This is a genomic window from Stenotrophomonas sp. OVS01A (genome assembly GCF_019969775.1).
In the GTDB taxonomy this organism is placed as follows: domain Bacteria; phylum Pseudomonadota; class Gammaproteobacteria; order Xanthomonadales; family Xanthomonadaceae; genus Stenotrophomonas; species Stenotrophomonas indicatrix.
This window is the reverse complement of record NZ_JAHXYV010000004.1, coordinates 83,214-97,125: the sequence shown is the minus strand read 5'-3', so window position 1 is coordinate 97,125 and position 13,912 is coordinate 83,214. Positions and strand designations below refer to the sequence as shown.

Annotated in this window: 11 protein-coding genes; 6 read left to right on the top strand and 5 right to left on the bottom strand. The window is 68.1% G+C overall.

Going from position 1 to position 13,912, the window contains the following annotated elements; genetic code table 11:
• Nucleotides 1-157 precede the first annotated feature (157 nt).
• Together LC407_RS15165 and eda are read left to right on the top strand one after the other, a co-directional pair.
• Nucleotides 158-1,177 carry a sugar kinase gene (locus tag LC407_RS15165; protein ID WP_099844521.1) on the top strand — a complete coding sequence of 340 codons (1,020 nt, stop codon included), beginning with the start codon at nt 158-160 and terminating at the stop codon, nt 1,175-1,177.
• The gene (gene eda, locus LC407_RS15160) at nt 1,164-1,802 is read left to right on the top strand and encodes a bifunctional 4-hydroxy-2-oxoglutarate aldolase/2-dehydro-3-deoxy-phosphogluconate aldolase (RefSeq protein ID WP_080150216.1); all 639 of its coding nucleotides are present in this window, start codon (nt 1,164-1,166) and stop codon (nt 1,800-1,802) included. Before LC407_RS15165 ends, eda begins: the two co-directional genes overlap by 14 nt.
• Before the next feature lie 51 nt (nt 1,803-1,853).
• Here the strand turns inward: eda and LC407_RS15155 are convergent, their stop codons facing one another.
• On the bottom strand, nt 1,854-3,704 hold the full coding sequence (locus tag LC407_RS15155; protein ID WP_223483122.1) for a sigma-54-dependent Fis family transcriptional regulator: 1,851 nt from the start codon (nt 3,702-3,704) through the stop codon (nt 1,854-1,856).
• 222 nt (nt 3,705-3,926) lie between these two features.
• Here LC407_RS15155 and adh point away from each other — a divergent pair, with 222 nt between their 5' ends.
• The 3 genes from adh (at nt 3,927) to LC407_RS15140 (ending at nt 7,054) form a co-directional block, all read left to right on the top strand.
• Nucleotides 3,927-5,456 carry an aldehyde dehydrogenase gene (adh, locus tag LC407_RS15150; protein ID WP_223483121.1) on the top strand — a complete coding sequence of 510 codons (1,530 nt, stop codon included), beginning with the start codon at nt 3,927-3,929 and terminating at the stop codon, nt 5,454-5,456.
• 74 nt (nt 5,457-5,530) lie between these two features.
• The gene (adhP, locus tag LC407_RS15145) at nt 5,531-6,559 is read left to right on the top strand and encodes an alcohol dehydrogenase AdhP (RefSeq protein WP_176019188.1); all 1,029 of its coding nucleotides are present in this window, start codon (nt 5,531-5,533) and stop codon (nt 6,557-6,559) included.
• Between the two features lie 105 nt (nt 6,560-6,664).
• Nucleotides 6,665-7,054 (top strand): hypothetical protein, encoded by a 390-nt coding sequence (locus LC407_RS15140; RefSeq protein ID WP_223483120.1) that lies wholly within the window; start codon nt 6,665-6,667, stop codon nt 7,052-7,054.
• Nucleotides 7,055-7,279: 225 nt separating this feature from the next.
• On the opposite strand, the gene ligD is transcribed toward LC407_RS15140, so the two are convergent.
• From ligD to LC407_RS15125, 3 genes are all read right to left on the bottom strand, one after another.
• On the bottom strand, nt 7,280-9,757 hold the full coding sequence (gene ligD, locus LC407_RS15135; protein WP_223483119.1) for a DNA ligase D: 2,478 nt from the start codon (nt 9,755-9,757) through the stop codon (nt 7,280-7,282).
• Between the two features lie 3 nt (nt 9,758-9,760).
• Nucleotides 9,761-10,687: a Ku protein gene (locus LC407_RS15130; RefSeq protein ID WP_025875519.1), complete on the bottom strand. Its 927-nt coding sequence runs from the start codon at nt 10,685-10,687 to the stop codon at nt 9,761-9,763.
• Between the two features lie 145 nt (nt 10,688-10,832).
• Nucleotides 10,833-11,231: a hypothetical protein gene (locus tag LC407_RS15125; protein WP_025875521.1), complete on the bottom strand. Its 399-nt coding sequence runs from the start codon at nt 11,229-11,231 to the stop codon at nt 10,833-10,835.
• A gap of 141 nt (nt 11,232-11,372) precedes the next feature.
• Here LC407_RS15125 and LC407_RS15120 point away from each other — a divergent pair, with 141 nt between their 5' ends.
• A complete protein-coding gene (locus LC407_RS15120; RefSeq protein WP_025875523.1) occupies nt 11,373-11,699 on the top strand; it encodes a hypothetical protein in 327 nt (108 codons plus the stop codon).
• An 85-nt stretch (nt 11,700-11,784) separates the two neighbouring features.
• Here the strand turns inward: LC407_RS15120 and LC407_RS15115 are convergent, their stop codons facing one another.
• Entirely contained in the window at nt 11,785-13,899 is a 2,115-nt protein-coding gene (locus LC407_RS15115; RefSeq protein WP_223483118.1) for a TonB-dependent receptor, read from the bottom strand.
• Nucleotides 13,900-13,912: the final 13 nt, after the last annotated feature.

Below are 13,912 nucleotides of genomic sequence, written 5' to 3'. Positions count from 1 at the left end.
AAGACGCTTGCAGGACAATGCTTCCAACAGTTTGGTAGGCTAAGGGCAAGGATGGGCGGGATTGAAATGACACCGCTAGCCAATTCCACGCCCCACGCGTGGTCCACTACCACGCCGCCCAGTGTCACATGCGGGCGGCACGCGTGAAGGAGCAGAAATGGGTCGTATCGTGTGTTTCGGGGAACTGCTGCTGCGCCTGGGTGCGCCCGGTCGCGAACTGCTGCTGCAGTCGCCGCAGCTGCAGGTGCATGTCGGCGGTGCCGAGGCGAACGTGGCTGTCTCGCTGTCCCGCTTTGGACATGACGTGGCCATGGTCAGCACCGTCGCCGGCAACGCGCTCGGCGCGCATGCGCTGGCCGAACTGCGCCGGCATGGGGTCGATACGCGCGGCGTGCGCGAAGATGCCGAAGGCCGCATGGGCCTGTACTTCCTGACCACCGGCGCGGTGCAACGGGCCAGCGAAGTGGTCTACGACCGTGCCGATTCGGCATTCGCCAACAGCACCGCCGCCGACTACGACTGGCCCGCATTGCTGCAGGGCGCACAGTGGCTGCACCTGTCCGGGGTCAGCCCGGCGCTGGGCGCGGACGTGGCGCAGGCCACCCTGGCCGCAGCGCGCGCTGCGCGTGCACTGGGCGTGCGCGTGTCCTTCGATGGCAACTTCCGGCCGAAGCTGTGGCAGCGCTGGGGTGGCGATGCGCGGTCGATCCTGCACGAACTGTTCGCGCAGGCCGACATCGTCTTTGCCGACTACCGCGATATCGAGGTCATCCTCGGCCAGCGTTTCGAACAGGCCGACGTGGTCGCGCGCGTGGAAGCGGCGGCCGCGGCCGCGTTCGAAGCGTTCCCGCAGCTGCAGTGGATGGCCTGCACCCAGCGCCAGACGCTGAGCGTGGACCACCATGCGCTGGGCGCGCTGCTGCTGGGCCGCGATGGCACCCGCGCACAGGCCCCGGTACGCCAGCTGCAGGGCATCGTCGACCGCATCGGCGGCGGTGATGCCTTCGCGGCAGGCATCCTGCATGGCATCCTGTCGGCCTTCGATGCCGACGCCACCGTGCGCTTCGGCCTGGCCGCCGGGGGCCTGAAGCATTCCATTCCCGGCGATTTCAATCCCGTCAGCGAAGCTGATGTGTTGGCCCTGGTGGGCGAGGAGCGATTCGATGTCCGGCGCTGATCCACGCGTTCGTGCGGTACTGAAACTGGCACCGGTGATTCCGGTGTTCACCCCCGATGACATCGACGATGCGGTACAGGTCGCGCAGGCGCTGTTCCGTGGCGGGCTGCCGGTGATCGAGGTGACCCTGCGCACGCCGCGCGCGCTGGAAGCCATCCAGGCGATGGTCGAGGCCGTGCCGGATGCGGTGATTGGTGCCGGCACCGTGCTCGATGCCGCGCAGATGCAGGCGGTGAAACAGGCCGGCGGCCGCTTTGCGGTGTCGCCCGGGGCGACCCCACGGCTGTATGCCGCCGCGCGCGATGCCGATCTGCCCTACCTGCCTGGCGTGGCCACCGGTTCGGAGCTGATCGTCGGCCTGGAACACGGCCTGGATACCTTCAAGTTCTTCCCGGCGGTGCAGGCCGGCGGTGCGGCGATGCTGTCGGCGTGGCACGGCCCGTTCGGCGATGTGCGCTTCTGCCCGACCGGCGGCATCAGTGCGCAGACCGCCAGCCAGTTCCTGCATCTGCCCAACGTGCTGTGCGTGGGCGGTTCGTGGCTGACCACCGCCGCGCTGATGCAGACCCGCGACTGGGACAGCGTCGAGCGCCTGGCACGCGAGGCCGCGGTGCTGGCGGGCTGATCCGTCGGCCCCTGCTGGAGCCGGGCACAGACCCGGCGCCAGCGCATCCGTTCAGCCGCGTGGCGTACCCAGCCGGCGGTACAGGGTGCTGCGGTTGATTCCCAGCCGCTTGGCGGCCGCGCTGACGTTGCCCTGGCACTCGGCCAGCGCCTGGCGCATGGCCGCCTCGGCGATCTCCTCCAATGCTCCGCTGGCAGGCACTGCTGGCGCGGTGGACGTACCAGCACGCACGTCCGCGGGCAGCAGCTGCGGGCCCACCGGTTGACCCGGCTCAGCCAGTGCGGCCAGCGTGCGCAGGCAGGCACTCAGCTGGCGCAGGTTGCCGGGCCAGGCATGGGCGGCCAGCGCCGCGCGGGCCTGCGACGACAACGCATGGCCCTGTCCCAGCTGCTGCCACAGGGCATCCACCACGGCAGCGCGATCGGGGTGCTGCCGCAACGGCGCCAGGGTCACCACGTGGTCGGCGATGCGGTAATACAGATCCGCACGGAAGCGACCGGCATCCACCGCCTGCGGCAGTTCGCAGTGGCTGGCGCAGACCAGTGCGAAATCCAGTTTCACCGGCTTGCCGCCGCCCAGCGGTGACAGCTCGCGTTCCTGCAGCACGCGCAGCAGGCGCGGTTGCAGCGCCAGCGGCATGTCGCCGATCTCATCGAGGAACAACGTACCGCCCTCGGCCTGCCGCAGCAGGCCCGGGCTGCCCTGCCGGCGCGCACCGGTAAAGGCACCCTCCTCGTAGCCGAACAGCTCTGCTTCGATCAGCCCTTCCGGCAGCGCCGCGCAGTTCACCGCGACGAAGGGCTTTCCCGCACGCGTGCTGCGTGCGTGCAGTTCCCGCGCGAAGACTTCCTTGCCGGTGCCGGTCTCGCCCTGCAGCAGCACCGGCAACCCGGCCTGCAGCACGCGTCCTGCGGTGGCCAGTTGTTGTTGCTGCCCGCTATCGAACAGTGGGCCCTGCGCACTCGCCGGCAACGGCGCGGTCGGTCCAGGCGTAGCCACACTGCGTCGCGACGCACGGGCCTCGCGCACGCCGTACAGACGACGGCCCTGGCGATCAAGCAGTACGCCGTCATCTGCCAGCCGCGACAGCGGTTGTTCGAACAGCGCTTCGTACGGCGTGCGGCCGATGTCCTGGCGATCCAGCCCGAACAAGGCAAGGCCGGCACGATTGGCCGCGACCAGGCGACCGCCGCGGAAGCCGAGCACGCCTTCGCGCGCACTGCCCAGCAGCGCGGGTTGATGATGCAGGCGCAGCAGCTCGCAGTCGGCCAGGCCGTCGGCGAAACCGCGGTGCTCGATCTGCGCTACCGCCTGCCGCACCAGCGCCAGCGCGTGCACGTGTGGCAGTCGCGCGTCGCCGGACACATCGAGCACACCCAGGCATTGCCCGTAGGGATCCAGGATCGGCACGGCCGAACAGGTGAGGATGCCGTGCGGGGCGAAGTAGTGCTCGCCGCCACGCACCTGCAGCGCGCGCCCGTCCACCAGCGCGGTGCCGATCGCGTTGGTGCCGACCGTGCCCTCGTCCCAGCGCATGCCCGGCATCAGCGCGACACGACCCGCCTTGTCGAGGAAACCGGCACTGCCTTCGGCGTCGAGGATCCAGCCGTCTTCATCGGTCAGCAGCACGATGCTGCCGCTGTGGGTCATTTCCGCCGCCAGTCCGTCCAGCTCCGGGCGCGCTTGTCGCCACAGGCGCTCGCGGCGCTGGCGCAGTTCGCGCAGGCGGTTGTCGGTCAGTGGTTCGGCGGCCGGCTGCGCATCCACCAGCAGGCCGTGCCGTTGGCAGCGTTGCCAGGAATGCAGGATCGCCTCGGGCACCGCGCCGACGGGCGCAGCGCCGCGCTCGAAGAAACTGCGCCGGGCACTTCCCAGGCGGGGATCGGGAGCAAGCGGGGACACCGGCAGCCTCCTGTGTCGCACATTGCGACAGTTGTTGCGGGACCTGTCCCGATTAACAGCACACCCCGCGTCGCCCTGCAACGGCCGCGCCTGCTGCGCTGCCGCAGGGTGCGCGACAGGATGACCGACAGCCGGGCGATGAAGGCGTGATGCAGCGCAGCAGGCCACAGTTGGCATCGTCTTTGCGCCTGTGGATGCACCATGCCCACCACAGGAGCCGCCATGAACGCCGTACCGTCCACCCGCCCGCATGCCACCGATCCGCGCTCCCTGTTCAAGCCGCGCTATGGCAATTACATCGGTGGCGAATGGATCGCCCCGCGCAGCGGCCAGTACTTCGACAACATCTCGCCGGTGAACGGCCAGGTGTTCACTGAAGTTGCCCGCTCCAACGCCGAGGACGTCGACGCCGCTCTCGATGCCGCGCACGCCGCAAAGGACGCCTGGGGCCGCACATCGGCCGCCCACCGTGCGCTGCTGCTCAACCGCATCGCCGATCGCATCGAACAGAACCTGGAACTGCTGGCCCACGCCGAGACCTGGGACAACGGCAAGCCGATCCGCGAGACGCTCAACGCCGACGTGCCGTTGATGGCCGACCACTTCCGCTACTTCGCCGGTTGCCTGCGTGCGCAGGAGGGCAGCCTGTCGCAGATCGACGACGACACCGTGGCCTACCATTTCCACGAACCGCTGGGCGTGGTCGGGCAGATCATCCCGTGGAACTTCCCGCTGCTGATGGCGGCCTGGAAGCTGGCGCCGGCGCTGGCCGCCGGCAACTGCGTGGTGCTCAAGCCTGCCGAGCAGACCCCGGCGTCGATCCTGGTGCTGATGGAAGTGATCGGCGACCTGCTGCCGCCGGGCGTGCTCAACGTGGTCAACGGCTTCGGCCTGGAGGCGGGCAAGCCACTGGCCAGCAGCCCGCGCATCGCCAAGATCGCTTTCACCGGCGAGACCTCCACCGGCCGCCTGATCATGCAGTACGCCAGCCAGAACCTGATTCCGGTGACGCTTGAGCTGGGCGGCAAATCGCCGAACCTGTTCTTCGCCGACGTAATGGCCGAGGACGATGATTTCCTCGACAAGGCGGTGGAAGGTTTCGTCATGTTCGCCTTCAACCAGGGCGAGGTCTGCACCTGCCCGTCGCGCGCACTGGTGCAGGAATCGATCTACGAACGCTTCATGGAGCGTGTGCTCGAACGCGTGGCGGCGATCCGCCAGGGCAATCCGCTGGACCCGAACACCATGGTGGGTGCGCAGGCATCGGGCGAACAGCTGGAGAAGATCCTGTCCTACATCGCCATCGGCCGCGAGGAAGGCGCCGAGGTGCTGATTGGTGGCGACAAGGCCGCGCTCGGTGGCGACCTGGCCGGCGGCTTCTATGTGCAGCCCACCGTGTTCAAGGGCCACAACGGCATGCGCGTGTTCCAGGAGGAGATCTTCGGGCCGGTGGTGTCGGTGACCACATTCAGGACCGAAGAAGAAGCACTGCAGATCGCCAACGACACGCTGTACGGGCTGGGTGCCGGCGTCTGGAGCCGCGATGCCGCGCGGCTGTACCGGGTGGGCCGCGCGATCCAGGCCGGGCGGGTATGGACCAACTGCTATCACGCCTACCCGGCGCACGCCGCGTTCGGCGGCTACAAGCAGTCGGGCATCGGCCGCGAGAACCACCGGATGATGCTCGACCATTACCAGCAGACCAAGAACCTGCTGGTCAGCTACGCACCGAAGAAGCTCGGCTTCTTCTGAGGATTGATCGGGATCAAGGCGCGGGCATGGGGCCGGCGCCATCCTGTCTGCAAGCGCACTACGGAGAAGCACGCATGAACAGAACCATGAAGGCCGCCGTCGTCCGTGAGTTCGGCAAGCCGCTGGTCATCGAGGAAGTCGTGGTACCGCGCCCGGGGGCGGGCGAGGTGCTGGTCAAGATCGAGGCCTGTGGCGTCTGCCACACCGACCTGCACGCCGCCGAGGGCGACTGGCCGGTGAGACCGAACCCGCCGTTCATCCCCGGCCACGAGGGCGTGGGGCACGTCGTGGCCGTGGGAGGCGGGGTAGGGCACATCAAGGAAGGTGACAGGGTCGGCATCCCCTGGTTGTACTCGGCGTGTGGCCATTGCGAACACTGCCTGGGTGGCTGGGAAACGCTGTGCGAAACGCAGCGCAATACCGGCTACTCGGTCAACGGCGGCTTCGCCGAGTACGCATTGGCCGATGCCAACTATGTCGGCCTGCTTCCGAAGGAAGTGGGCTTCGTGGAGATCGCACCGGTGCTGTGCGCCGGCGTCACCGTGTACAAGGGCCTGAAGGTCACCGACACCAAGCCCGGTGATTGGGTGGCCATTTCCGGTATCGGCGGCCTCGGCCACATGGCCGTGCAGTATGCCCGCGCGATGGGCCTGAACGTGGCAGCAGTGGATGTGGACGACGCCAAGCTGGCCCTGGCCAGGCGCCTGGGCGCACAGGTCACCGTCAACGCGCGCACCACCGATCCGGCCGCGTTCCTGAAGAAGGAGATCGGTGGCGCGCATGGTGCGCTGGTCACCGCGGTTTCGCCCAAGGCCTTCGAACAGGCGCTGGGCATGGTCCGTCGCGGCGGCACGGTCTCGCTCAACGGCCTGCCACCGGGCAACTTCCCGTTGGACATCTTCGGCATGGTGCTCAACGGCGTCACCGTACGCGGTTCGATCGTCGGCACCCGCCTGGACCTGCAGGAATCGCTGCAGTTCGCCGCCGAAGGCAAGGTTGCCGCCACGGTCAGCACCGACCGCCTGGAGAACGTCAACGAGGTGTTCGCGCGCATGCACGCCGGCACCATCGAAGGCCGCGTGGTGATCGACTTCGCTGCCTGACCCCCCTGTGCATGGCCGCCGTGTCCGTTTCCCTCTCCCACGGGCACGGCGGCCATGCCGATCTGCCGGCAGCGCCGCGCACCCCGGCGGCCGTACAATGCGCGCATGCCCGGCACGCTCAAGACCGTCTTTCTCTCCCTGCTCGCGCTGATCGGCGCGCTGCTCGCGCTGGCCCTGGTCAGCAGTGCCGCGGGCTGGCTGCCATCGCTGCTGCGCATGACGCCGGAAAGCGAGGCCCAGCTCGGCTGGGACCTGGCATTCACCGTGCTGGGTGGCATCGCCGCCATTGCCTTCGCCACGTATTACGCGCCGTGCTGGCCACGCGCGCATGGCACCTCGATCTGGTCACTGCTGGTGCTCGGCGCGGGCTATGGGCTGTGGGTGATGGGCGGCGACTTCCCGCACTGGTTCGTCATCGGCCTGCTGGTCTCGCTGCCGGTGCAGTTGCTGCTGGGCTGGTGGTTCGGCCGTCGCGCATCGCGCGATCGGCGCTGAGCGGATACCGGTAGTGCCGGCCGCTGGCCGGCAACCTCGATGATCCTGCAGTTGCCGGCCAGCGGCCGGCACTACCACTGCAACGTCGCTGTTTCAGCCCGTGAATGTCCAGACATAGGCAACATCGGCAACCGCTGCTTCAACGCGTCGATGCCCGGATACGGGTAGTGCCGGCCGCTGGCCGGCAAGCCCAGCAAACCTGCAGTTGCCGGCCAGCGGCCGGCACTACCGCTGCAGCGTCGGCAGCGTCTGCTTCAGCGCGTCGATGCCCTGCCACGGATCCGCCTTCAAACGCTTCGCCCGTGCCAACGCCTTGTCCATCGGAAACGCATCGGCCGCGCTCACGCGCGCCAGCTCTTCCCAGCGCAGCGGCACCGCGACTCCCGCGCTCTCCCGCGCGCGCAGCGACCACGAGCACACGCTGGTCGCTCCCCGTGTATTGCGCAGCCAGTCGATGAAGATCACCCCGCTGCGTTTGGCCTTGCTCATCGTCGCCACGTAGTGGTCCGGCGCCTGTTCGGCCATCGCCTGCGCGAACGCTTCGCAGAACGCTTTCGCGTCGTCCCAGTCGGCTGCGGGTTGCAGGGGTACCACCACATGCACGCCCTTGCCGCCCGACAGCCGCACGAAGCTCTGCAGCCCGGTTTGCTGCAGTCGATCGCGCACATCGCGCGCGCCGCGCTTCACGTCGGCCCAGCTCACGCCCTCACCCGGATCAAGATCGAACACCAGCCGGTCGGGATGTTCGGGATCGGCCACCGTCGCGCCCCATGGATGCAGTTCCAGGGTGTTCATCTGCACCAGCTGCAGCAGGCCGCGTTCGTCATCGATATAGACGTAGTCCTCGCGCCCGCTCTTCTGCTGCAGCGGCACCGCATGCACCGCATCACCCAGGCCCTGGCCATGGTGCTTCTGGAAGAAACATGCCTTGCCTACGCCGTCGGGACAGCGCAGCAGCGACAGCGGTCGCCCACTGATTTCCGGCAGGATCCAGCGTGCCATCTGCCGGTAGTAGTCGGCGACGTCACCCTTGCTGAGCTTCTTCTTCGCAAACACCACGCGCTCGGGATGGGTGATGGCAACGTCGTCGCCGTCATCGGCCGGTGTTGCACTCATCGCCAGGTCCTCCTTCTTCTTGTCACTGCGCAGCCGCTTGAAGCTGGCCTGGCGCAGCAACCCTTCCTTTCCCCAGCCGCGGAACGCGACCTCGGCCACTGTCACCGGCTTGACCCAGCGCACGCTGGCCGCACGCAACGGCACGTGCGCCGGCAGCTCCAGCACCGCCTCCTTCACCGCCAGCGGCGCGAGCGTGGCCGCCAGCGCACGCAGCCCCTCATCGTCGAAGCCGGTACCGACGCGGCCGACATAGCGCAGGCCGCCCTTGTCCGGCGTGGCCAGCAGCAGCGAACCGAATCCCACCCGCGAGCCTTTGGGTGCGGTGTGGCCGATGATCAGGAATTCATCGGTGTCCTCATGCTTCACTTTCACCCAGCTGCGTGCGCGGGTGTTCACGTAAGGCGCATCGACCTGCTTGCTGACGATGCCTTCGAAGCCCGCCTTGCCGCTGGCTTCGAACACGGCAGGGCCGTGGTCGATGACGTGCTCGCTGAAGGCCAGCGTGCCAACTGTATCGCCGATCAGTTCCTTCAGCAGTGCCTTGCGTTGCAGCAGCGGCGCACGGCTGATGTCGACCCCGGCCACGCCCGGCAGGTCGAACACGATGTAGCGCAGCGGTTGCTTCGAGCTGCCGTCGATCACCCGCTGCAGCGCGGCGAAGTCGCTGCGGCCGTTGTCGTCCAGCACCACCAGTTCCCCGTCCAGACGCGCATCGCGCACCGGCAGCGCCTGCAGCGCCTGCACCACTTCGGGAAAATCGGCAGTCCAGTCCAGGCCATTGCGCGAGCGCAGCGTCACCTCACCTTCGTGCAGATCGGCCAGCAACCGGTAACCATCCCACTTGATCTCATGCAGCCAACGCTCGCCATCGGGCGCGGTGTCGCGGTGATCGGTGAGCTGTGGCTTGAACTGGTGCGGGTAGCTTCTGTCGCGCGCCTCGTCCAGCTGCAGCGCGCGCGCATGCCAGCGTGCATCGGCCTTGCGTGGGTGTGCGGCACGTGGCGCTGGAGCCGTCTTCTTCGCTGAAACCCGGGACCTCTTCACGGATTTCAGTGCTGGCGTGTGCAGCAGATCGTCCGCCTCCGCATCCCGCGCCTGCGCGTCATCTCGCTTGATCAGCAGCCACTGCACCTGGCGGCCCTTCATCGCCGTGCGTACCAGTTTCCAGCCACCGGCCAGGCGCTGCCCGTGCAGCACGAAGTCGATCTTGCCCGCCGCCAGTGCTTGCAGCGGATCACCTTCGCAGGCCCAGCTGCCGTGGTCGAACACATCGACGTGGCCGGCGCCGTAATGGCCTTCCGGAATATCACCTTCGAAGCCGGCATAGGACAGGGGATGGTCTTCCACCTCCACCGCCAAGCGCTTCTCACCCACCCGCAGCGACGGCCCCTTCGGCACCGCCCAGCTTTTCAGCACGCCATCCATTTCCAGGCGGAAATCGTAGTGGCGGCTGCTGGCGTGGTGCAGTTGGACCACGAAGATCGGCCGCCGCTTCGGATTGCCTCGTGCCGGTGCATCGTCCGGCTCCGGGGTCTGTCCGCTCCCCCCGCCCAGCCGACGCTTGCGGCGGTACTGATGCAACGACATGGCTCAACCTGCCTTGCGTCGCGCAGGGGTTTTCTTTGCCGCCTTCTTGGCGGCCTTTTTTGCCGGTGCCTTCTTCGCCGCTGCCTTCTTCGCTGGAGCCTTGCGCGCGGCCGCCTTCTTCGCCGGCGTGCGCTTGTTGGCATCCAGGCTCTTCTGCAGCAGCGCCATGAAGTCCACCACGTTGGTGGTTGCGTCCTCGCGCGGTGCCGGCTCGTCCTCCACCTGGGTGGTGCCGCCCTTGGACTTGATGCGCTTGTTCAGCACCTGCTGCAGGCGTTCGCGGAACTCATCGTGGTACTGCGAAGGATCCCAGTCACCGGCCATCGACTCGATCAACTGCTCGGCCATCGCCGTTTCCTTGCTGGTGATGCGGTAGTCGGCAAGCTTTCCACTGGGCAGCTTGTAGTCGTCAGGCTCGACCAGTTCCTGCGGATAGCGCAGGATCATCAGCACCAGCGCGTCATCGTTGGGCATCACCGCGCACAGGTACTCGCGCGTGCGCACCACCACCCGGGCGATACCGACCTTGCCAGTGCTGCGCAGCGTTTCCCGCAGCAGCACGTAGCCTTTCTCGGCCTTTTTACCCGGCACCAGCAGATAGGGCTTCTCGTAGTAACGCGGGTCGATCTGGCTGGCGTCGACAAAGGTTTCCACCTCCACCGTTTCATGGCTTTCCGGCGCCGCCGAACGGATATCGTCTTCCTCCAGCACGACGTAGCTGCCCTTGTCGTACTCGTAGGCTTTGACGATGTCCTTCCACGGCACTTCCTCGCCGGTGTCGGCGTTGACCCGTTCGAAGCGGATCGGTTTGCGATCGCGCGAATCCAGCATGCGGAAGTGCAGGTCGACCTTGCGCTCGCCGGACATCAGCGAGACCGGTACGTTGAGCAGGCCGAAGGAAAGCGTACCGGTCCAGATCGGGCGGGCCATGATGCGCACCTGTGTTTCAGCAGGGGTAGCCAGCTTCAGCCGGCTACCGTGAAACAACCGTGTCGGCCACGTGCAGACCATGCGGTAGTGCCGGCCGCTGGCCGGCAGCTCGTTGAATCCAGGCGATGCCTGCCAGCTACCGGCACTACTGCAGCAGCGGCCTCACCGCAGCGGCGGGGATATGGTCCAGCGCGCGCCAGGCATCTTCCACCACCGGCTGCGCCTGTGCCCAGTTCAGGCGCGACTGTCCGCGCATCTGGTCCCAGTGCTCGGCCAGTTCGCCACTGGTATCGGCCTCACCGCCACGCGGCCAGTCAGCGGCATGGGTGGTCAGCGCGAAGGCGTACACCGGGCACAGATCGCGCCAGTTGCGATGCCCCTGCCCGCGGCGTTCCTCGTAGTCGCTCAGCATGTACTGCAGGTAATCCTGCGCCACCGCCTGCGGATCCTCCAGGCGGCGCGTCCGGCGCTGCGTGCTGCGCTGGCCAAGCGGATCCAGCAGGGCGTTGAACACGGACGGGGCGGGGCGTTCAAGACGGGGCATGGCCGGCTCCTGCAGCAGGGCGGGTGGGCAGGAATACGCGCGCCGCCGTTATCCAGTCGTGACAAAGATGTTCATGACGCCAGGTTCGCAGTGGCTTTACTTCGTCCGCGCTCTAGTGGAGGCCTACCGGAGGAACGCCCCATGACCACCACCCGTGACCCCCTGCGTGAGAACCACACCCCCGAGCCGGGCGAGCAGCGCGGCAAGCACGATCTGGCGGACGCCGAGGACCGTGGCGCCGGCATGTCGACACCGGACGAAGGCGTACTGCCCGTCGTGCGCCGGCCTGAACAGGCCGCCCAGGACCGCAAGGACTGCGGTGACCGCAATCGCGGTGGCCAGGAAAGTCCGCTGAAGCGGCGCGAGCGCAAGCAGCACGCCAGCGACAACCAGGACGAGGCGCTGGAAGAGACCTTCCCGGCCAGCGATCCAACCTCGCCGTTCGTGCCCGCCAAGGCCCCGGATTGATCGGTAGCGCCGGGCCATGCCCGGCGGATCCGTCACGTCCGTGCTGCGCGCTCGCCGGGCATGGCCCGGCGCTACCGGGGCCCGCCTAACGCCATGACCACTGCAGTCCAACGCTGGCGCGGCGGTCCGGCCCCGGTTCAAAGAAGCGGCCGTTACCGTCATTGACGATCACCGAGCCGATGTAGCGCTGGTCCAGCACGTTGTCGATACGTGCGAATGCGCGCAGGTCACCGGCCTGCAGCATCCAGCGGCGACCGGCTTCCAGGTTCAGCAGCGCGTATCCCGCTGCGCGCTCGGTGGCGATGTCATTCACCATCACGTCGCTGCTGGCGGCCGCTTCCAGCGCCCACTGCCACTGCCCCGGCGACCACTGCAGGCGGGCATACGCCTGCTGCCGGGGCACGCCGGGCAGGCGGCTGCCAGCGGCAACCACGGTGTCGGGCACTGCGCAGTTGCTGGCCGCACAGGCCAGATAGGGCGAACGCACCTGCGCCTGCAGCCAGGTCCAGGCCAGCTGCAGCTCCAGCTGCTCGGCCAACGGCTGCCGGTACTGCAGCTCCACACCCTGGCGGCGGGTACGGCCGATGTTGCGGTACGTGCTGCGGCCGTTGGTGTTGCTGGCAACGGACAGCTCATCGTCGGTATCTGCACGGAACAGGCTGATATCGAGCTGTCTTCCATCCTGCGCATGCCATTTGCTGCCCACTTCCACGCTGCGGCTGCGGGCGGCCGCCAGATCCAGCGCCAGCCCGGCCTGGCCGTCGGCGCGGTAGCCCAGCTCGTTGAACGTCGGGGTTTCGAAGCCACGCCCGATCGCCGCGTGCAGGCGCCACTGCGGGCTTGCCTCGAAGCTGACACCCGCCACTGGCGTGGTGGCCTGGTAGCGACGGCGACCACTGTCGTCCGGGTTGCGCCCGACGATGTAGCGATCATCCGATTCGAAGCGCACCGCGCTGTGGCGCACCCCGGCCAGCAGCGACCAGCGCGGGCTCCATTGCCACCACGCTTGGGCGAACTGGTCCACGTTCTGCACGATGTCGATCTGGTCGCGACGCAGGCGGCCGCGTACCCCCACGGTGGTGCCGACGAAGTTCTCGTAGCCGGTGCGGTGCTGGCGCTGGCGATCGGCATTCACGCCCACCACCAGGTCCAGCGGGCGCCCCCACAGATCGCCGTTCCAGCCCCAGCGCGCGTCCAGCCCGCCGTAACCGCCATCCAGGTCGATCACGCCACCGGCGTGCAATGGGTTGGCCTGCGGTCCCGGCGGAATCGGCAGGTACTGGGTCACCGCGCGCTGCCCGGCATAACCCATCAGCTGCCAGCGCTGCGCACCGGCTTCACGGGTCCAGCGCAGGCCTGCCTGCTGCTGGCGCACCGATTTGCGGGTGTTGTACTGCTCAGCCACCGCCGTGGCCTGGCGTGGATCGGCCGCCACCTGCGCGCGGGTCAGGCCCAGCGGGTCCTGCGCGTTGGGCGCGTGCAGCGCATTGAGCAGCAACTCCAGGCGGCCGCTAGCGAGCTCGGTGCCAAGGCGCGCGTTGAGCGATTCACGCCGCGCGCGGCTGTGGTCACGCCAGCCATCGGTGCTGAAATGGTTGGCGGCCACGTTGTAGTCGACGCCAGGGCCCGCCCCGCGCAGCTGCGCGCCGACGCTGAGCGTGTTGTCGGCACCGGCATTCACCCGCAGCCGCCACGGGTCACCGGCCTGGCCCTGCGCGCTCCACACCTGCAGCACGCCCCCGGACGAATTTCCATACAGGGCCGAGAACGGCCCGCGCAGCACCTCGATGCGCTCGGCACCGAGCAGGCTGGCGTGCGACAGCTGGCCCTGACCATCGGGCATGGTCGCCGGCACCCCATCGATCAGCACCCGCACCCCGCGCACGCCAAAGGTCGAACGAGCGCCGAAGCCACGGATCGACAGCTGGGTGTCCTGCGCGAAGTTCTGCCGGTCCCGGGCCAGCAGGCCAGGCACTCCGCCCAGCGCCTCGGACAGCTGCGTGCCCGGGCCGGTACGGTCGGCGTCGATCCACACCGTATCCAGGCTGGCGGGCAGAGCGAAGGGGTCGACGCCGGGCACCCGCGCGGCCTGCACCTGCACCGTCGGCAGGGCGGTCGGCAATGGCTCGGCCGTCACCGTCAAAGGCAGCAGCAGCAGGGTGGAAAGCGGCAGGCATTGGCGTCGTGCGCTGGGATTCATGATTCAGGTTGAT